The 18,247-nt window shown below is 67.5% G+C and carries 17 protein-coding genes; 10 read left to right on the top strand and 7 right to left on the bottom strand.

The annotated features are described in order from the left end of the window. Nucleotides 1-64: 64 nt before the first annotated feature. Nucleotides 65-931, top strand: coding sequence for a protease HtpX (gene htpX / locus ACSDHM_RS12390; RefSeq protein WP_049415827.1), 867 nt, complete (start codon nucleotides 65-67; stop codon nucleotides 929-931). Between the two features lie 677 nt (nucleotides 932-1,608). On the opposite strand, the gene ACSDHM_RS12385 is transcribed toward htpX, so the two are convergent. Beyond that, on the bottom strand, nucleotides 1,609-2,436 hold the full coding sequence (locus ACSDHM_RS12385) for an inositol monophosphatase family protein (protein WP_049468091.1): 828 nt from the start codon (nucleotides 2,434-2,436) through the stop codon (nucleotides 1,609-1,611). Between the two features lie 120 nt (nucleotides 2,437-2,556). On the opposite strand from ACSDHM_RS12385, the gene ACSDHM_RS12380 reads away from it, so the two are divergent. The 3 genes from ACSDHM_RS12380 to ACSDHM_RS12370 all read left to right on the top strand — a co-directional run bounded on the left by ACSDHM_RS12380 (nucleotide 2,557) and on the right by ACSDHM_RS12370 (nucleotide 6,429). Beyond that, complete coding sequence (locus ACSDHM_RS12380; protein ID WP_072168405.1) at nucleotides 2,557-3,327, top strand: RNA methyltransferase; 771 nt, start codon at nucleotides 2,557-2,559, stop codon at nucleotides 3,325-3,327. A gap of 103 nt (nucleotides 3,328-3,430) precedes the next feature. Then, nucleotides 3,431-4,306, top strand: a complete 876-nt coding sequence (locus tag ACSDHM_RS12375; protein ID WP_227836954.1) for a phosphate/phosphite/phosphonate ABC transporter substrate-binding protein — start codon at nucleotides 3,431-3,433, stop codon at nucleotides 4,304-4,306. Then, on the top strand, nucleotides 4,303-6,429 hold the full coding sequence (locus tag ACSDHM_RS12370; protein WP_005417742.1) for a putative bifunctional diguanylate cyclase/phosphodiesterase: 2,127 nt from the start codon (nucleotides 4,303-4,305) through the stop codon (nucleotides 6,427-6,429). The genes ACSDHM_RS12375 and ACSDHM_RS12370 overlap by 4 nt, the downstream gene beginning before the upstream one ends. A gap of 71 nt (nucleotides 6,430-6,500) precedes the next feature. Here the strand turns inward: ACSDHM_RS12370 and epmB are convergent, their stop codons facing one another. Then, complete coding sequence (gene epmB / locus ACSDHM_RS12365) at nucleotides 6,501-7,541, bottom strand: EF-P beta-lysylation protein EpmB (protein WP_111007931.1); 1,041 nt, start codon at nucleotides 7,539-7,541, stop codon at nucleotides 6,501-6,503. Nucleotides 7,542-7,637: 96 nt separating this feature from the next. Here epmB and efp point away from each other — a divergent pair, with 96 nt between their 5' ends. From efp to ACSDHM_RS12340, 5 genes are all read left to right on the top strand, one after another. After that, nucleotides 7,638-8,204 (top strand): elongation factor P, encoded by a 567-nt coding sequence (efp, locus tag ACSDHM_RS12360; RefSeq protein ID WP_005410381.1) that lies wholly within the window; start codon nucleotides 7,638-7,640, stop codon nucleotides 8,202-8,204. A 205-nt stretch (nucleotides 8,205-8,409) separates the two neighbouring features. Then, nucleotides 8,410-9,753 carry a TRZ/ATZ family hydrolase gene (locus ACSDHM_RS12355; RefSeq protein WP_053500540.1) on the top strand — a complete coding sequence of 448 codons (1,344 nt, stop codon included), beginning with the start codon at nucleotides 8,410-8,412 and terminating at the stop codon, nucleotides 9,751-9,753. A 24-nt stretch (nucleotides 9,754-9,777) separates the two neighbouring features. After that, nucleotides 9,778-10,494 carry a bifunctional 2-polyprenyl-6-hydroxyphenol methylase/3-demethylubiquinol 3-O-methyltransferase UbiG gene (gene ubiG / locus ACSDHM_RS12350; protein WP_049412667.1) on the top strand — a complete coding sequence of 239 codons (717 nt, stop codon included), beginning with the start codon at nucleotides 9,778-9,780 and terminating at the stop codon, nucleotides 10,492-10,494. Beyond that, nucleotides 10,491-11,186: a phosphoglycolate phosphatase gene (locus tag ACSDHM_RS12345; RefSeq protein WP_088497645.1), complete on the top strand. Its 696-nt coding sequence runs from the start codon at nucleotides 10,491-10,493 to the stop codon at nucleotides 11,184-11,186. Before ubiG ends, ACSDHM_RS12345 begins: the two co-directional genes overlap by 4 nt. An 11-nt stretch (nucleotides 11,187-11,197) precedes the next feature. Further along, entirely contained in the window at nucleotides 11,198-11,902 is a 705-nt protein-coding gene (locus tag ACSDHM_RS12340; RefSeq protein WP_065196619.1) for a squalene/phytoene synthase family protein, read from the top strand. Between the two features lie 87 nt (nucleotides 11,903-11,989). Here the strand turns inward: ACSDHM_RS12340 and ACSDHM_RS12335 are convergent, their stop codons facing one another. Genes ACSDHM_RS12335 through yidD form a run of 3 tightly spaced genes read right to left on the bottom strand, consistent with a single transcriptional unit; the run spans nucleotide 11,990 to nucleotide 14,440 of the window. Next, a complete protein-coding gene (locus ACSDHM_RS12335; RefSeq protein ID WP_072168400.1) occupies nucleotides 11,990-12,838 on the bottom strand; it encodes a M23 family metallopeptidase in 849 nt (282 codons plus the stop codon). Continuing rightward, a complete protein-coding gene (locus tag ACSDHM_RS12330) occupies nucleotides 12,838-14,184 on the bottom strand; it encodes a dihydroorotase (RefSeq protein WP_061478048.1) in 1,347 nt (448 codons plus the stop codon). Before ACSDHM_RS12330 ends, ACSDHM_RS12335 begins: the two co-directional genes overlap by 1 nt. Nucleotide 14,185: 1 nt before the next feature. Then, nucleotides 14,186-14,440, bottom strand: a complete 255-nt coding sequence (gene yidD, locus ACSDHM_RS12325; protein WP_014037867.1) for a membrane protein insertion efficiency factor YidD — start codon at nucleotides 14,438-14,440, stop codon at nucleotides 14,186-14,188. A 272-nt stretch (nucleotides 14,441-14,712) separates the two neighbouring features. Between yidD and dksA the strand changes: the two genes are divergently transcribed. Beyond that, nucleotides 14,713-15,939, top strand: a complete 1,227-nt coding sequence (gene dksA / locus ACSDHM_RS12320; RefSeq protein ID WP_072168399.1) for an RNA polymerase-binding protein DksA — start codon at nucleotides 14,713-14,715, stop codon at nucleotides 15,937-15,939. A gap of 606 nt (nucleotides 15,940-16,545) precedes the next feature. On the opposite strand, the gene ACSDHM_RS12315 is transcribed toward dksA, so the two are convergent. Both ACSDHM_RS12315 and ACSDHM_RS12310 read right to left on the bottom strand, forming a co-directional pair. Continuing rightward, nucleotides 16,546-17,793, bottom strand: coding sequence for an MFS transporter (locus tag ACSDHM_RS12315; protein WP_072168398.1), 1,248 nt, complete (start codon nucleotides 17,791-17,793; stop codon nucleotides 16,546-16,548). Further along, on the bottom strand, nucleotides 17,790-18,242 hold the full coding sequence (locus ACSDHM_RS12310; RefSeq protein ID WP_095378134.1) for a SufE family protein: 453 nt from the start codon (nucleotides 18,240-18,242) through the stop codon (nucleotides 17,790-17,792). Before ACSDHM_RS12310 ends, ACSDHM_RS12315 begins: the two co-directional genes overlap by 4 nt. Nucleotides 18,243-18,247 lie beyond the last annotated feature (5 nt).

Genomic DNA, 18,247 nt, shown 5'->3' with positions numbered 1-18,247 from the left:
TTGAATTCAAGCTGAGCGCACCGCAAATTGACGGATATCGACCCCTTCCGAGCCGGATTTTCCCATGTTCACCCGTATTGCCCTGTTCCTGGCGACCAACCTCGCGGTCCTGATCCTGGCCGGCATCGTCATGTCGATCCTGGGCGTGGACGCGCGTTCGATGAGCGGCCTGCTGGTGATGGCCGGCATCTTCGGTTTCGGTGGCTCCTTCATCTCGCTGCTGCTGTCCAAGTGGATGGCCAAGCGCTCCACCGGTGCGGTGGTGATCACCGAGCCGCGCAACCAGACCGAGCGCTGGCTGCTGGCCACGGTCGAGCGCCAGGCCAAGGCCGCCGGCATCGGCATGCCGGAAGTGGCGGTCTATGACGGCCCGGAGATCAATGCCTTCGCCACCGGTGCCAACCGCAACAACGCGCTGGTGGCGGTGTCCACCGGCCTGCTGCACAACATGAGCGAGGACGAGGCCGAAGCGGTGCTGGGCCACGAGATCGCCCACGTCGCCAACGGTGACATGATTACCATGGCGCTGCTGCAGGGTGTGCTGAACACCTTCGTGATCGTGCTGGCCCGCGTGGTCGGCGGCATCATCGACAGCGCGCTGTCGGGCAACCGCGAAGGCGGCGGCCGTGGGTTCGCCTACTACATCATCGTGTTCGTGCTGGAGATGGTGTTCGGCCTGTTCGCCACGATGATCTCGATGTGGTTCTCGCGCCACCGCGAGTTCCGCGCCGATGCCGGCGGTGCCTCGCTGGCCGGTCGCCAGAAGATGATCGCCGCGCTGGAGCGCCTGCAGCTCAACCATGGCCAGAGCACGCTGCCGACCCAGATTGCCGCCTTCGGCATTTCCGGTTCGACGGCCAAGAAGCTGTTCATGAGCCACCCGCCGCTGGAAGAGCGCATCGCCGCGCTGCGGGCGTCGACGGTGGCGTAAGCTTCTGCTTTCAAGGTAGTGCAGGAACGCCTGGCCGCGCGCCGGGCGTTTTTGTTGGCGCGCCGACGCATCTGTGGCGCCGGGTACGACCCGGCGAGAGTCATTTCCGCGACCGCGGAGGGGTGTCACTTTCTTTGCTCGTGCAAAGAAAGTAACCAAAGAAACACGCCGCCGGGGCGCGAGCCGTCGCTACGCGCCGGTACCCTGCGCTTCTCGGCGAATCAGGGGACGGCGCCGAACTCGCTGCGCTCAGACATCGGCGCCTCTTCGCCCCTGATTCCCCTGCGATGCTCTGCTCGCTCAAGGCGGACTGAAAGGTCAAGATCAAGATCAAGAACAACAGCATCCCCCGTCGCGAAGATGTACTGGGTGCAGCTGTGGCATTTGACCTTGGGTCCGCCTTGAGCGAGCCGAGCACCGCAGGTCCGGCGAGGGCGAAGAGGTGCGGGTGTCTGAGCGCAGCGAGTTCCCGCACCGTCCCTCGGCGGGCCGAGGAGCGCAGGGCACCGGCGTGCGCAGCACGTCGGCTCGCGCCCTGGCGGAGCGTTTCTTTGGTTACTTTCTTTGCGCGCAAAGAAAGTGACACCCCCCGCGGTCGCGGAAACGAATCTCCGTGCGCACAAACGAAAACGGCACCCTCGCAGGCGCCGTCTCCATGAACCGCTTTACGCAAAACCTCAGAACTTCGCGTCGAACTCGGCGGCGTAGCCGGTGTTCACCAGCACCTTCTGCAGCGACTCGGCCACCTTCAGGTTGCCGGCCACGATCTGGTGGGTCTCCGGGCCACGGTTGTCCATGCGGCCCAGGGTCGCGCCCTTGAAGTCACAGACCTTGCCGCCCGCCTCGCGGACCAGCAGCAGGCCGGCGGCGATGTCCCACGCCTTCACACCGGCCTCGAAGTAGGCGTCGGCACGGCCGCAGGCCACGTAGGCCAGGTCCAGTGCCGCCGAACCGGTGCGGCGGATGTCCTCACCGTGCACCAGCAGGGCGTCGACCGCCTTCAGCTGGGCGCTGGCGCGGCTGCGCTCGCGCGGGGCGAAACCGGTGTGGATCATCGTGCCTTCCAGATCCTTGCGCTCGGCCACGCGGATGCGGCGGTCGTTCAGCACGGCGCCGGCACCCCGGCTGGCGGTGAACAGCTCATTGCGCAGCGGGTCGAAGATGACCGCGTCGGTCGGCTCGCCGTTCTCTACCAGCGCGATCGACACGCAGTAGTGCGGCACGCCACGCAGGTAGTTGCTGGTGCCGTCCAGCGGGTCGATGACCCACATCTGGCGGCGCTCGCCCTGCACGCCACCTTCTTCGCCGAAGATGCCGTAGTCCGGGTAAGCGCGCTTGAGTTCCTTGACGATGACCTTTTCCGCGTCCGCATCCACTTCGCTGGCGTAGTCCATCCGGCCCTTCTGCACCACGTTCAGTGCCTCGAGCTTGTTGATGTTGCGCAACAGGACGTTGCCGGCGAGGCGGGCGGCCTTGACCATGACGGTGACGGCGGGTTTCTGCATGGCGTGGGCTCCCGGAAAGGCAGAAGAGATGGACTGGCGGGGGAAAAGAGCGGGTCCGGCGCAGTGGCCGGTCGCACAGTTTACCATTGGTCATCGTCCAGCTCGACCTTTTCCCTGTTCATGTCCCAGTTTCCTGCCACCACCCGCCTCCGATTCGTCCTGGTCGGTACCCAGCACCCCGGCAACATGGGGGCCGCCGCCCGTGCCCTGAAGACCATGGGCCTGGCCCGCCTGGTGCTGGTCGCCCCCGAGAAACCGCTGGACGAGGAGGCCTTCCGCCGCTCTGCCGGTGCCGAAGATGTGCTGGGGGACGCCCCGGTGGTCGCCACCCTGGCCGAGGCCGTGGCCGATTGCCGCCTGGTGCTGGGCTGCACCGCGCGTGCCCGCCGCGTGCAGCTGGAGGAGTACCTGCCGGCCGATGCCGCCGCTCGTGCGGTGGCCAAGGCGGGCGAGGGCGCCGAGGTGGCGCTGGTGTTCGGCCGTGAGCGCACTGGCCTGACCAACGAAGAACTGCAGCTGTGCCACGCGGCGGTGCACATCCCGTCCGATCCGGCGTTCAGCTCGCTCAACCTGGCTGCCGCCGTGCAGGTGCTGGCCTATGAGACACGCATGCAGCTGCTGGGCGCGCAGCCGGCCGCGGACGCCGAGCCCGGTTTCCGCGAACAGGCAGCAAGCCATGAACAGATGGAGAGTTTCTTCGCCCAGCTTGGCGACACCCTGGACGAGATCGATTTCCACAAGGGCCGCGCGCCGGAATCGGCGATGCGCAAGCTGCGCCGGCTGTTCCTGCGCAGCGAGCCGAGCGAGCAGGAAGTGCGCCTGTTGCGCGGCATCCTTGCCGACACCCAGCGGATGGCGCGGCTGGCGCAGGCGGGCAACAAGGACAGCTGACGACGTTCTCATTTTTTCGGGTAGTCTGTCCGGATACCCAGGGGGGATGAAGCCTGTGTCGGGTCTGCGAAGGGCAGTGCAGAGGGGACTGCTGAGCCTGGTCATGATCCTGCTGGCCGGGACGGTGCATGCAGCACCGGACCGGGTGCTGGTGCTGGGCCGGATCAGCGATGATCCCAAGGCCCATTACGAGCAGCTGCAACCGTTGCTGGACTATGTAGTGGCACGCATGCACGACGTCGGCATCAAGGAAGGGCGGATCCTGATGGCACGCGACCCGCAGCAGATGGCCAGCTATCTGCGGCGGGGGCGGGTCGACTGGGTCACGGAAACGTCGGGTACGGCGGTGGCACTGGGCCAGCGCAGTGGCGCGCGGCCGCTGCTGCTGACCGAGCGCAATGGCGTGCGTGAGTACCAGACCGTGTTCTTCGTGCGTCGCGACAGTCCGATCCAGCGGATCCAGGACCTGCGCGGGCATCGCCTGGCGCTGCAGAACACGGCGTCCACCAGTGCCTACCTGGTGCCGGTGATGACGCTGCTGCAGGAGGGGCTGGCGCCGCAGATCCTGGCCGGTGTGTGGGACGTGCCGGGCCGGGACAGCGTGGGGTACGTGTTCGCACGTAGCGAGTTGAACATCGCCACGTTCGTGCACAAGGGCATGGTCGAAGTGGGGGCGGTGAGCAGCGTGGACTGGAATGACGAGCGACGGATGCCTGCAGCATTCCGGCGCGACTTCCGCGAACTGCTGCGCACCGAACCCTACCCACGGGCGGTGGAAATGGTTCGCGCCGACCTTGACCCGCGGGTGCGTGACCGGCTGCAGGACGTCCTGCTGCAGGCGGCCAGCGACCCGCAGGCACAGGGGGCGCTGCATCGGTTTTTCGGCACTTCCGGTTTCCACCGCGTCGATGCGCATGCGCAGCAGCGGCTGGATGAATTGAAACAAGGATTGACGCGCGTGCGGATGGAAGTGGAATGAAGTGGCTCGGCTCGGGAATGCAGGCCCGGTTCCTGCTGGCGATGGGCGGGGCGATGGTCGTGGTGGTGGCGATCCTGGCGGTGTTGCTGGGGCGGCAGGCGGCGATGCAGGGCGAGGTGCGCAACCTCAGTGGTGGCGTCATCCATGAACTGTTCGACCGCAGCGTGCGCAGCCGCGGCGAAGCAATGGCGCGCGAGCTGTCCGACGCGCTGGCCAACCCGTTGTACTACCGCGACCTGGACCAGGTCGGTGCGCTTGTGCGCAGCACCGCACGGCAACCGGTCGTGCGCTATGTGCTGGTGTTCGACGAACGCGGCCGGCTGGTGCATGACGGCTCGATAGAGGTGTCCGGCTTCGGCCAGCCGATGACCGACCCGCTGGCCCCCAAGGCCGCGGTGGCGCAGGCGCTGGTGGTGCAGGAATCGCCCAAGGTGCTCGACAACACCATGCCGATCATGGTCGGCAACCAGCGCATCGGCGGCGTCCGCGTCGGCATGGCGCTGGACGAGGTGCAGCAGCGCGAACAGGCCGCCAATGCCACGCTCGGCGAGCGCCTGCAGCAGGTCGGCAGCCGCCACCTGGGCTGGCTGCTGCTGATGCTGGGCCTGCTGGTGGTGATCGGCGTGGTGGTGATCCTGTACGTGCAGCGCACCCTGGTGGCGCCGATCCGGGACCTGGCCGCTGCGGCGCGCCGCATCGAGGCTGGCGACTACCAGGCGCCGCTGGCCGAGAACACCCGCGACGACGAAGTCGGCGAGCTGGTGCGCGGCTTCGCCCGCATGCGCGATGCCATCGCCCGCCATGACCGCGAGGTGCGGCGCATGGCCTATACCGATGCGCTGACCGGGCTGACCAACCGGCTGGCATTCCGGGAAGCGCTGGACCATCGCCTGATGGCCGCGCGCGCATCCAATCATCGGCTGGGCCTGCTGTTTGCCGATATCGACGACTTCAAGCGCGTCAACGACACCCTGGGCCATGAGGCCGGTGACGAAGCGCTGTTGCAGTTCGCGCAGCGCATCGGCAGTGCGGTTACCGAAGCCGGTGGCGATGAAGCGCTGCTGGCCCGCTTTGGCGGCGACGAGTTTGTGATCCTGGTCGGTGATGGCGACGTGGCGGCCAACGCACGGCTGCTGGCCGAAGTGCTGGTGCGCGAGCTGGGCAAGCCGCTGGTGGTGCAGGGCCGGGAACTGTTCCTAGGCACTTCGATCGGCGTGACCCTGTTCCCGGACGATGCCGCTGATGCGACCACGCTGCTGAAGAACGGCGACATCGCCATGTACCAGGCCAAGATGGCCGGCAAGAACTGCTACCGCTATTACAGCCGTGCGATGGACCACGCGGTCGAGCGCCGCGTGCACATGGAGCAGGAGCTGCGCGGGGCCTGGGAGCGCGGCGAGCTGCGCCTGGCCTACCAGCCCATCTTCCGCATGCGCGACCGGCGCATGGTCGGCGTGGAAGTGCTGCTGCGCTGGCAGCATCCGACCCTGGGAACGATTCCGCCGTCGGTGTTCATCGAAGTGGCCGAGCAGAGCGGGTTGATCGAGCTCATCGGCCCGAAGGTGCTGCGTGCGGCCTGCATGGAAGCCTCGCAGTGGCCACGCGGGGCGGGCGGCGATGATCTGTTCGTGTCGGTGAATGTGTCGCCGCGGCAGCTGCGCGGCGGTGAACTGCCGGCATTGGTCGCGCAGTGCCTGCACGAGTCGGGGCTGCCGGCGTCGCGCCTGCACCTGGAACTGACCGAAACTGCGGTGATCGGCGACGAAATGGTTGCCGCGCAGCTGCTGGACAAGCTGCACCGCACCGGCGTGAAGGTCTGGCTGGACGATTTCGGTACCGGCTTCTCCGGTCTCAGCCATCTTCGCCAGGTGCCGGTGGACGGCGTGAAGATCGACAAGAGCTTCGTGGCCGACATGCAGCGCGATCCCGACGATCTGGCGCTGACCACGGCGATCATCGCCATGGCCCACGCACTGGGCATCACCGTGGTGGCCGAGGGCATCGAGCAGCAGGCGCAGTTCGAACTGCTGGTGCAGCGCGGCTGCGATCTCGGCCAGGGCTACTGGCTGAGCCACCCGGTGACCGCCACCGAAGTGGTGCGGATGATCGAGTCGGGCCTCTGACCGACACAAAAGGGGACGGAGGGGATTAAGTCGCTTATGCATTTGCGACTTAATCCCCTCCGTCCCTTTTTTTACAGCGGGCGCTTGCTCGGGTCGCCGGGCAGTTCGCGCACCAGTTTCGGGATCAGATAACCGGACAGGCGTGCGGTCAGGCCGGCAATCAGTGCCTTGGCCTGGGCATCATCCACTTCGAAGTGGGCCACGCCTTCGACCCGGTCCAGTTGGTGCAGGTAGTAGGGCAGCACGCCCGCGGCGAAGCTGCGCTCGCTCAGGTCCTGCAGGGCCTGCACGCTGTCGTTGACCCCGCGCAGCAGTACCGCCTGGTTCAGCAGCTGGGCGCCGACGCCGCGCAGGCGGGCCATCGCCGCGTCCACGCTGGCGTCGAATTCATTGGCGTGATTGGCGTGGACCACGATCGCCAGCGGCCATGGCAGGCTGCCCAGCCAGCACACCAGTTCATCGTCCACGCGTTCCGGCAGCACGATCGGCAGCCGGGTATGGATGCGCAGGCGGCGGATATGCGGAATCGCGCGCAGGGCGTCGGTCAGCTCGACCAGCTTGTGCGTGGCCAGTGACAACGGGTCACCGCCGGACAGGATCACCTCATCGATGTCCGGGTCGGCCGCGATGGCGGCTACGGCCTCCTGCCAGCCACCCTTGGCGGCGTTCTCCGCGGCATAGTCGAAGTGGCGGCGGAAGCAGTAGCGGCAGTTGATCGCGCAGCTGCCCGTGGCGACCAGCAGGGCGCGGCCACGGTACTTCTGGATGACGCCGGTGGCCTTCCTGGCGGCACCATCACCCACCGCATCGAAGCTGAACCCGGGCGCCGGGCGCATTTCCTCGTCGATCGGCAGCACCTGGCGCAGCAGCGGGTCGGCCGCATCGCCCACGCGCATGCGGGCCACGAAGCCCTCGGGCACGCGCAGTGCGAACTGGTTCATGGCCGCCTCCGAGACACCCAGCGCCGCCGGGTCCAGCTGCAGCCGGGCCAGCAGGGCGTGGGGGTCGCGCAGCGCCTGGCGCCAGAGCTGCTGCCAGCGCACGGGCGCGCCTGGCGACTGGGGCCGGGGGAAGGCGGAAAGCTGCATGGAGAGGGGGCCTGCGGTTATCATGGGGGCAGAAAAACAGTCGCCCACCGGCATCCGGTGGGCTTTCCATTCTAACGGCTCGCCGCACCCGCGGCGTTTCTGCCACTCAGGAGTTTACGCATGGCCAGCTACGGCATGAACGACGTCAAGAACGGGATGAAGATCCTGGTCAACAACCAACCGGCCGTCATCATCGACACCGAATACGTCAAGCCGGGCAAGGGCCAGGCCTTCACCCGCGTGAAGTACCGCCTGATCAAGGACGGCCGTACCCAGGAAGTGACCATGAAGTCGACCGACTCGCTGGATGCAGCCGACGTCGTCGATACCGACATGAACTTCATGTACAGCGACGGCGAATACTGGCACTTCATGGATCCGGAGTCCTTCGAGCAGGTCCAGGCCACCAAGGCTGGCATGGGCGGCGCCGAGAAGTGGCTGAAGGGCGAAGAGTCCTGCGTGGTCACCCTGTGGAATGGCGAGCCGATCTTCGTTCAGCCGCCGAACTTCGTCGAACTGAAGATCACCGAAACCGATCCGGGCGTCCGTGGCGACACCTCGGGCGGCGGCGGCAAGCCGGCCACCCTGGAAACCGGTGCCGTGGTGCGCGTGCCGCTGTTCGTCAACCAGGACGAAGTGATCCGTGTCGACACGCGTTCGGGCGAATACTCCGCACGCGTCAAATAAGGTTCCGGCCGCAGGCCGACCTTGCTGTAGAGCCGAGCCATGCTCGGATACGCGCCAGTGCATTCGCGCTGGCGCTCCCATGATCTGCTTCGGCAGATCATGGGCCGCGCTTCACGGGTCTCCAGACCCCGCCGCTTCGCGGCAGCCCCTGACTCAGGGGCGTGTTCCCCAGAAGTATCTCGCCGCCCCCAGCCAGTGAGCCCGCATGAGCGATAGCCCGCACCTCCCCGAAGCCTGCGACCTGCTCATCGAAGCCGGTCATGTCGTTCCGATCGAGCCGCATGCGGTGGTGCTGGAAGACCATGCCGTTGCCGTGCGTGGCAGCGAGATCGTGGCCATCCTGCCGCGTGCCGAGGCGCGCGCACGCTTCCGTGCCGCACAGGTGGTCAGCCGCCCCGAGTCGGCGCTGATGCCGGGCCTGGTCAACGCGCACACGCACAACCCGATGACCCTGCTGCGCGGCGTCGCCGACGACCTGCCGCTGATGACCTGGCTGCAGCAGCACATCTGGCCGGTGGAAGCGGCGGTGATCGGCCCCGAGTTCGTCGCCGACGGCACCACCCTGGCCATCGCCGAGATGCTGCGCGGCGGCACCACCTGTGCCAACGAGAACTACTTCTTCGGCGACGTGCAGGCTGCGGTCTACAAGAAGCACGGTTTCCGCGCACTGGTTGGCGCGGTCATCATCGATTTCCCCACCGCCTGGGCCAGGACCGACGACGAATACTTCGCCAAGGCCGGTGAACTGCATGATCAGTGGCGCACCGATCCGCTGATCGGCACCGCGTTCGCGCCGCATGCGCCGTACACGGTCAACGATGCCAACTTCGAGCGGGTGCGGATGCTGTCCGACCAGCTCGACATGCAGGTGCACCTGCATACCCACGAGACCGCGCAGGAGATCAACGATTCGATCAAGCTGCACGGCCAGCGCCCGCTGGCGCGGCTGGATCGGCTCGGCCTGGTCAACGACCGCCTGATCGCGGTGCACATGACCCAGCTGACCGATGCGGAAATCCACCTGTGCGCCGAACGCGGCGTCAGCGTGGTGCATTGCCCGGAATCGAACCTGAAGCTGGCCTCCGGTTTCTGCCCGGCCTGCGCCCTGCAGCGCGCCGGCGTGAACCTGGCGATCGGCACCGATGGCTGCGCCAGCAACAACGACCTGGACATGTTCAGCGAGAACCGTACCGCAGCGATCCTGGCCAAGGCCGTGGCCGATGATGCCACCGCGCTGGACGCGGCCACCACGCTGCGCGCAGCGACGCTGGGCGGCGCCCGTGCGCTGGGCTTTGCTGACCGCATCGGTTCGATCGAAGTCGGCAAGCAGGCCGACCTGGTCTGTGTCGACCTGTCGGCGCTGGAAACCCAGCCGCTGCACAACGTGCTGTCGCAGCTGGTGTATGCCACCGGCCGCCAGCAGGTCAGCGACGTCTGGATCGCCGGCAAGCCGAAGCTGGTGCAGCGCGAGCTGGTCGGCATGGACCTGCCGGGCATCATCGCCAACGCGCGCCAGTGGCGCGAGCGCATCCGTCATATCCGCGCCTGATCCCTGGCGCCGCAAGGACCCCTCATGACTGCCCCCCACGCTTCCTCCAATTTCGATCAGGCCGAGCTGGACAAGTTCGCCGCGCTGGCCAACCGCTGGTGGGACGCTGACGGCCCGCAGAAGCCGCTGCATGCGCTGAACCCGGTGCGCCTGAAGTACGTGGCCGACCGCGTACCGTTGCGTGGCGCGCGCGTGCTCGACATCGGCTGCGGTGGCGGGCTGCTGAGCGAAGCGCTGGCGCAGGCCGGCGCCGACGTCACCGCCATCGACCTGGCCCCGGAACTGGTGAAGGTCGCGCGCCTGCATGCGCTGGAAAGCGGCGCCAAGGTCGACTACCGCGTGCAGGCCGCCGAGGATCTGGCCGCCGAGCAGCCGGGAAGTTTCGACGTGGTCACCTGCATGGAAATGCTGGAGCACGTGCCAGACCCGGGCGCGATCATCGACGCCTGCAAGCGCCTGCTGAAGCCGGGCGGCCACCTGTTCCTGTCGACCATCAACCGCACCGCGGCCGCCTTCGCGGTGGCGATTGTCGGCGCCGAGTACGTGGCGCGGCTGCTGCCCAGGGGCACCCACCACTACCAGGAATTCATCAAGCCGGCCGAGCTGGCGCGCTGGCTGCGCGAGGCCGACCTGCAGCTGGTGGATGTCAGCGGCATGGCCTACGAGCCGTGGCGCAACCATGCCCGCCTGAGCAGCCGCACCGACATCAACTACCTGGCCTACGCGGTCAAGCCGGCATGACCTCCGCCCGCTTCCCGCGTGCGGTGCTGTTCGACCTGGATGGCACGTTGCTGGACAGCGCGCCGGACTTCGTCGCCACCTGCAATGCGATGCTGGCCGAGCGGGGCCGGGCAGCGATCGATCCGGCGCAGCTGCGGCCGGTGGTCTCCAAGGGCTCGCGCGCGATGGTCGGGGCCGCTTTCCCGGACCTGGATGCCGCTGCGCGCGATGCATTGATCCCGGAATTCCTGCAGCGCTACGAAGCGCTGATCGGCCAGCACGCGGTGCTGTTCGACGGCGTGGCCGGCATGCTCGCCGCGCTGGATGAGGCCGGTACGGTATGGGGCATCGTCACCAACAAGCCGGAGTACCTGGCGCGCCTGATCCTGCCGCAGCAGGGTTGGCAGCAGCGCTGCGCGGTGCTGGTCGGCGGTGACAGCCTGGCCGAGCGCAAGCCGCACCCGCTTCCACTGCTGCACGCTGCGCAGGCCATTGGCATGGCCGCCGAAGACTGCGTGTACGTGGGTGATGACGAGCGCGACATCATCGCTGCACGTGCTGCCGCGATGCCGTCGGTGGCGGCGCTGTGGGGCTACCGCCTGCAAAGCGACGATCCGCTGGCCTGGCAGGCCGACGTGCTGGTCGAGAACGCTGAACTTCTGCAACTGGCCAGTCTCTGGCCGACCCGGCCGGCAGCCCCGGCCCAGCCGTAAGGAATCCCGTAGTGAGCAGTACCGCGCTGGACAGTTTCCTCGACAAGTGGCGCAGCCGTTGGCCGGAATGGTCGGTGGCCGCCCCGTTCGTGGCCGAACCGCAACGCGAGCTCGCAGTGGCGTGGTTTGCGCTGCTGCAGGAGTTCGACGACATGCTCAACACCAGCGGCGATCCGCTGCCCGCCGATGCCAAGCTGGCGTGGTGGGGCGAGGAGCTGCGCAGCTGGGCAGGGCATCGTTCGCGCCATCCGCTGGGCCGTCTGCTGGAGCCGGTGCGTGCGCCGTGGGTGCAACTGGCCGAAGCACTGCCGGACCTCGTTGAAGCGCGTACCGTTGCGCTGGATGCAGCCGGTGCCGAGCGTGCGCTGGCCAATTACGCCGACGCCGTGGCCGCAGTGGAAGCGGCCTTGTTTGCCGACAAGCCGCGCACCGGCGCCGGTCGTGCGGTGCAGCTGCAGACCCTGGCCCAGCGCCTGCAGGACGCCGGCGTGGCCGGTGTGCCGCGCAGCCTGTTGGATGAGGATTCCAGCACGGCCGCGCAGCGCTGGGCCCAGTACCTGTTGAAAGGATGGGGCAGCCGCGTGCCGGGCCCGCGCCCGCGGCGCGTGTGGTCGAGCCTGGCGCGCGCCCGCGTTGCCGCGCAGGCCGCAGGCAAGCCAATCGAAGCCACCCCGGTGCGCACGTTGCTGCGCGTGTGGTGGGCTGCCCGCGGTTGATCCAACTGTCTAGTAGTGCCGGCCGCTGGCCGGCAGCTCGGGCACTGCAGAATTCATGCGGTTGCCGGCCAGCGGCCGGCACTACCGTTATTTGCGTTCCAGCACCAGCAACGGGTCGATGCGGGTGTCGAACCAGTTCATGCCCCAGTGCAGGTGCGGGCCGGTGGCACGGCCGGTGGCGCCGACGGCAGCGATCACCTGGCCCTGCTCCACACGGTCGCCAACTTTGACGTCGATGCGCGAAAGGTGCAGGAAATTGGAGCTGACCCCGAAGCCGTGGTCGAGCAGCAGCGTGCCACCGGTCAGGTACAGGTCCGGACCGGCGAAGGTCACGATGCCGGCCGCCGGCGCCTTCACCGGGGTGCCGGTCGGCACCGCGATGTCCATGCCGGAGTGACCGGCCCCCGGCTGCCCGTTGTAGACGCGTGCATTGCCGAAGCGGCCGCTGATGCGGCCCTGTACCGGCCAGATGAAGGTCTGGGTGAAGTCGGTGCGGTCGTCATCGCGGGCACGTGCGGCGGTCACCTGCGCCTGTTCGCGCTTGATCCGCTCGGCGATCGCCGCCGGCGGATTGACCGTCTTCGGTGGCACCCCGTTGACCCGCTCGGTGGGCCAGTCGCGCGGCGTCACCGCAATGGTCGCGGTCTCGCTGCCACCATCGGGGCGTTGCACCTGTACGCGCAGCGGACCCTTCTCGTCGCGGCCGATGCCGAACACCACGCTGCCGTAGCCGCTCACCCGCAGCTGGCGGCCGGCGTACTGCACGCGACTGCCTGCGGGCACCTTGCCGATCACCAGCGCGCCCTGCGAGGCACTGGCCGGGAACACCACGCGGCTGTCGATCAGGCTGCCAATGCCATCCTGCGCGTTGGCCGAAGATGTGCAGAGCAGGGGCGCGGCCAGCAGCAGCGCCCCGATCATCAGTGCCGAACGCATCAGCGGTCGTAGGTCATGCGCTGGCCGGCGGGCTCACCCACCAGCTTGCTGCCGTCCCACACCAGCTGGCCGTTGACCCAGGTGGAGGCGATGCGCGAGCGGAAAGTGGTGCCTTCGAACGGCGACCAGCCGCACTTGGACAGCACGTCCTCGCGCTTGACGGTGAACGGCACGTCCTCCACCAGCACCAGGTCGGCAAAGTAGCCTTCGCGCAGGAAGCCGCGTTCTTCCACGTCGAACAGCTGCGCCGGCGCATGTGCGAATTTCTGCACCACCTGCTCGCGGGTCAGCTTGCCTTCGTGCACCCGCTCCAGCGCGGCCACCAGCGCGTACTGCACCAGCGGCAGGCCCGACGGCGCCTGCGCGTAGGGCTTCTGCTTCTCTTCCCAGGTATGTGGCGCGTGGTCGGTGGCCAGCACGTCCAGCACGTCATCGGCCAAGGCAGCGGTGATTGCCTCGCGGTCGGACACTTCCTTGATCGCCGGGTTGCATTTGATCAGGTTGCCCTTGGTCGCGTAGTCCGGGCGCGCGAAGTGCAGGAAGTGCACGCAGGTTTCGGCGGTGATCTGCTTGCGGCTGCCATCGGCGCGGATCAGCGGGCCCTTCTCGAACAGCGCCAGCTCATCGGCGGTGGAGATGTGCAGTACGTGCAGGCGGGTGCCGTGCTTGCGTGCCAGCGACATTGCCAGGCGGGTCGACTTGATGCAGGCTTCGCGCGAACGGATGTCCGGGTGCATGTCCGGGGTCAGCGCATCGCCGTACTTTTCCTGGAAGGCCTTGAGGTTGGCATCGATCATCGGCGTGTCTTCGCAGTGCGTGATGATCGGGGTCGGGCATTCGCGGAAGATCGCGTCCAGCGTTTCCGGGTTGTCGACCAGCATGTTGCCGGTCGAAGCACCCATGAACACCTTCACGCCCGGGGCCTTCTTCGGGTCCAGGGCACGGATCGCGTCCAGGTTGTCATTGCTGGCACCGTGGTAGAAACCGTAGTTGGCCCAGGCGCGGCCGCGCGCGAGCTCGTACTTGGCTTCCAGGATGGTTGAATCCAGCGTCGGCGGGTTGGTGTTGGGCATGTCCATGAAGCTGGTCAGGCCACCGGCCACGGCGGCCGCCGATTCGCTGGCGATGTCGCCCTTGTGGGTCAGGCCCGGTTCGCGGAAGTGCACCTGGTCATCGATCATGCCGGGCAGCAGCCAGCGCCCGGCCGCGTCCACCACCTGCTCGCCGTCGCGCGGCGCGAGCCCGCTGCCGATCTGCGCGATGCGGCCGTTCTCGATGCGCAGGTCACCATCGAAGGTGCGGCCTTCGTTGACCATGCGGGCGTTGGTGATGAGGGTGGAGGACATGTCAGTGTTTTCCTGTGCAACGGCAAGAGGGGGCGTTGGGGGACTCGGGCACGGGATCGAAGCCGCCGGGATGGAACGGATGGCAGCGGCCCAGCCGGCGCGCAGCCAACCAGCTGCCGCGCAGCGGGCCGTGCCGCGAGATGGCGTCCATCGCGTATTCAGAACAGCTCGGCACGAAACGGCAGCGCGGCCCCAGCAGGGGGCTGATGAAGCGCTTGTAGAAGCGCAGCAGGGCAATGAGCAGGCGCGAGATCACCCAGTCATCTTATGCCAGTTGGCATGAAGGACGCATTTGTGCAGGATGGGGCGTTGGTCGCATGTCGCCGATGGCCTGCGACCGGTACCAGCACCGTCGGGTGCTGGCCAGGTTCCGTACCGCGCAAGGCGGTCCGTGTTCGTCGGACTGCCCTCCAGGGCGCCTTGGCTCCAGGACTGAATGGAGCAGGGTGCCGAGGTTGCTGCTGCGGGTCGGGTAGGCTATAAAGGCCCGCTTTCCCGGGCCCCGGGAAATCCAAGGAAGAGCGTTTCGTGGCTGCTAAAAAAACTGCAAAGAAGGCCGCAACGGCCGCCAAGAAAACCGCCAAGCCTGTTGTGAAGAAGTTGGCGGCAAAGCCCGTTGCCAAGAAGCCGGCCAGCAAGCCGGCGACCAAGGCAGCGTCCTCGCAACCGGCGGCCAGGAAGGCCACCGCAAAGAAAACGCCGGTCAAGGCAACCAAGCCGGTGGCGAAGAAGGCCGCTGCGCCCGCCAAGGCCAAGCCAGCCGCCGCCAGCAAGAAGGCGCCGGTGAAGAAGACCGTCAGCAAGGCCGCGCCGGTGAAGAAGGCCGCCGCCAAGCCGGTGGTCAAGAAGGCCGCCGCCAAGCCGGCGCCGAAGGCGGTGGTGAAGAAGGCTGCAGCCAAGCCGGTCGCCAAGCCCGTAGCAAAGAAGGTCGCTGCGGCTAAACCGGCCGCCACGCCCGCCGCTGTAAAGAAGGTTGCCAAGAACGTTGCCGCGCCGGCCGCAAAGCCGACCCCGGCCCCAGTAGTGAAGTCCGCACCGAAGCCTGCTGCCAAGCCGGCTCCGGCCAAGCCTGTCCCGGCCAAGACCGTGGCAGTGGCGGCAGCCCAGCCGGCCTCAACGCCGGCCCCGGCCGCCGCTCCTGTCGCTTCGAAGGCCCCGCAATCCAAGAATCCCGTGCCCGTTTCGAAATCGCCTGCCAAAACCGCCGTGAAATCCGATTCCGCCCCGAAGACCGTGTCGCGCCCTGTCGGCAAGGTTGCCGTGGCCGTCGCCGCCCGCTCGGCAGCACCGGCCCCGCGCAGCAAGTACAAGGTGGTCGAGTACAAGACCGACGAGGCCACTGGCCGCCCGATCCTGCCGGCTGGCTACAAGCCGTCCTCGGAAGAGGAATACATGAGCCCGCTGCAGCAGGAGTATTTCCGCCAGCGCCTGCAGAACTGGCGCGCGGACCTGGTGGAAGAGTCCAAGCAGACCATCGAGAACCTGCGCGAGGAAGTGCGTGACATCGGCGACGAAGCCGAGCGTGCGACCCGCGAGACCGAGAACTCGCTGGAACTGCGTACCCGCGACCGCTACCGCAAGCTGATCGGCAAGATCGACAGCACCCTGAAGCGCCTGGAAGCAGGCGACTACGGCTACTGCGTCGACACCGGCGAAGAAATCGGCCTGGAGCGCCTGGAAGCGCGCCTCACCGCAGAGCGCACCATCGACGCCCAGGAGCGTTGGGAGCACCTGCAGAAGCAGCAGGGCGACTGATTCCAGTTCGTTGTCTGGTCATGCGAAAAACCCGGCTTCGGCCGGGTTTTTTGTTGGGTTCGTGTTGGCTGCGTAGAGCGGCGCCTTGCGGGTATCGGCGTGAGCCTGCGGGTGGGTCCGGGCAGGACACGCTGCAAGTACATCCCTGTAAGCTCGGCCGCGGCATCCATGCCGCGGACGGTCCTGCCCGGACCCTCCCGCAGGGTCTCGACGGTTTCCTGCGTGCGCGGCCGATGTAGAGCCGAGCCCACGCTCTGCTCAGGCCGACAGGAGCGGTCATGCGTGCTCGCGGCTGTTGAGTCCGCCTTGTAGCGAGCCGAGCACCGCAGGGGAATCAGGGGCGAAGAGGCCGCTCGATCCTGTAGAGCCGACTGCTAGTCGGCTGGCTCTCCGCGCCGTCCCCTGATTCGCCGAGGAGCGCAGGGGCACCGGCGCGCAGCGCCGGCTCGCGGATGGCGGCGTGTTTCTTTGGTGACTTTCTTTGCACGAGCAAAGAAGGTTACACCCCGCCGCGGTCGCGGAAGAAGCCCGCCGGGCGCGGCCCGGCGCAACCGCTGCGTGGGCGCACGGAAATGCGCAGCCGAGCATGGGCTCGGCTCTACAGGTTCACTGCAGGTCGCGAAGATTCAGTTTCCGCAGCGTTGGGTTCTTCCACGCGGTGATCCCGGCCACGCTCAGCACCGCGAATCCGCCCAGCACCACCGCCGGCACCAGGCCGAGCAGCTTCGCCATCGTGCCGGCATAGAACGCGCCCAGCTCGTTGGACGAACTGATGAAGATGCCGTTGATCGACGATACGCGACCGCGCATCTCTTCCGGCGTAGCCAACTGCAGGATGGTCGAGCGGATCACCACCGAGACGCCATCGAACGCGCCGTAGAACAGCAGGATCAGCGCCGACAGCCAGAAATGCTGCGACAACCCGAAGCTGATCACGCACAGGCCGAAGCCGGCCACCGCGAACAGCAGGACGCGGCCGGCATTGCGCTGCAGCGGGTGGCGCGCCAGCCACAGGCCCACGCACACCGAGCCCAGCGCCGGCATCGCGCGCAGGATGCCCAGGCCTTCCGGGCCGTGGTGCAGGATCTCGTGCAGGAACGCCGGCAGCATCGCTACCACGCCGCCCAGCAGCACCGAGAACATGTCCAGCGCCATCGCGCCGACCATGATCCGGTTGCCGACCACGAAGCGCGCGCCTTCGGCGATGCTCTTGAAGATCGGTGCGGCCGGACCGGTATGCACCGGTTCTTCCACCTTCAGCGTGGCCAGGCAGGCCATCGCCACCAGCGCAAAGGCCGTAGCCACCGCGTAGGACAGGCCCTTGCCACCGAAGCCGACCAGCACGCCGCCCAATGCCGGGCCGGCGATCATGCCGGCCTGGAACACCACCGCGCCCAGGCCGGCGCCACGGGCGAACTGGTCACGGGCCAGCACGCGGGCGAACAAGGCGTTGTAGATCGGCGACAGGAAGGCGCGGACCATGCCGGTCAGCGCGATGGCCGCATAGATCGGCCACACGCCGTCAATCGGCAGCCAGCCCATGGCTACGCTGGTCAATACCAGTGCAGTGGCGATCAGCCCGCAACAGGCGACCATGCCCAGCCGACGGCGCGGCAGGTGATCCACCAGGTAACCGGCGAACGGAGCCACGCAGAAGAACGGCACGACCTCGGCCAGGCCGATCAGGCCCAGCGAGAACGGATTGCGGGTGACTTCGTAGATGTGCCAGCCGACAGTGACCGCGACCACCTGGTAGGACAGCATCGCGAAGATGCGGTAGGCCAGCAGCCTGGCGAAACCGGGGCGGGACAGCAGGCCCAGTGCACTGTCTTCGGCTGTGGCGGGTTCGCTCACGACGGGTCGCGCTGCAGCTGCGCCTGCGCCGTCTCGCGGATGAAGGCCAGCATCGCCGCCACACCATTGCTGCGGGTGGGCGAGAGGTGGCGGGCCAGGCCGATGTCCTGGATGTAGCTCGGCTCGGTGTCCAGGATCTCCTGCGCCGAGCGCCCGGAGTACACGCGCAGCGCCAGGAAGATCAGGCCGGAGACAATCGCCGAATCGCTGATGGCATGGAAGCGCAGCGACTGCGCGTTGCCATCGGGCACGATCCAGACCATCGACTGGCAGCCGAGCAGGCGATGCTCTTCGGTCTTCCATTCTTCCGGGAAGGGCGGCAGCTTGCGGCCGAGGTCGATCAGGTACTGGTAGCGCTCGGACCAGTCGCCGAAGAAGCCGAATTCCTCGGCGATGGCGGCCTGGGCCTCGGCGGCGGTGGGTTCAAGCGGGAACGGGGAGTCGGTCACAACAG

This window comes from Stenotrophomonas sp. T8 (assembly GCF_051853085.1).
In the GTDB taxonomy this organism is placed as follows: domain Bacteria; phylum Pseudomonadota; class Gammaproteobacteria; order Xanthomonadales; family Xanthomonadaceae; genus Stenotrophomonas; species Stenotrophomonas sepilia.
Note: the sequence above shows the minus strand (reverse complement) of the source record. Positions and strands in the feature narration are given on the sequence as shown.

Bases quoted from the DNA above. Each gene is read 5' to 3' on its own strand.
- efp (WP_005410381.1), top strand. From the start codon at position 7,638: ATGGCCAGCTACGGCATGAACGACGTCAAGAACGGGATGAAGATCCTG.
- ACSDHM_RS12380 (WP_072168405.1), top strand. From the start codon at position 2,557: ATGTCCCAGTTTCCTGCCACCACCCGCCTCCGATTCGTCCTGGTCGGT.
- epmB (WP_111007931.1), bottom strand. From the start codon at position 7,541: ATGATAACCGCAGGCCCCCTCTCCATGCAGCTTTCCGCCTTCCCCCGG.
- ACSDHM_RS12335 (WP_072168400.1), bottom strand. From the start codon at position 12,838: ATGCGTTCGGCACTGATGATCGGGGCGCTGCTGCTGGCCGCGCCCCTG.
- ACSDHM_RS12370 (WP_005417742.1), top strand. From the start codon at position 4,303: ATGAAGTGGCTCGGCTCGGGAATGCAGGCCCGGTTCCTGCTGGCGATG.
- ACSDHM_RS12385 (WP_049468091.1), bottom strand. From the start codon at position 2,436: ATGCAGAAACCCGCCGTCACCGTCATGGTCAAGGCCGCCCGCCTCGCC.
- ACSDHM_RS12330 (WP_061478048.1), bottom strand. From the start codon at position 14,184: ATGTCCTCCACCCTCATCACCAACGCCCGCATGGTCAACGAAGGCCGC.
- ACSDHM_RS12375 (WP_227836954.1), top strand. From the start codon at position 3,431: ATGATCCTGCTGGCCGGGACGGTGCATGCAGCACCGGACCGGGTGCTG.
- htpX (WP_049415827.1), top strand. From the start codon at position 65: ATGTTCACCCGTATTGCCCTGTTCCTGGCGACCAACCTCGCGGTCCTG.
- ubiG (WP_049412667.1), top strand. From the start codon at position 9,778: ATGACTGCCCCCCACGCTTCCTCCAATTTCGATCAGGCCGAGCTGGAC.
- ACSDHM_RS12355 (WP_053500540.1), top strand. From the start codon at position 8,410: ATGAGCGATAGCCCGCACCTCCCCGAAGCCTGCGACCTGCTCATCGAA.
- ACSDHM_RS12345 (WP_088497645.1), top strand. From the start codon at position 10,491: ATGACCTCCGCCCGCTTCCCGCGTGCGGTGCTGTTCGACCTGGATGGC.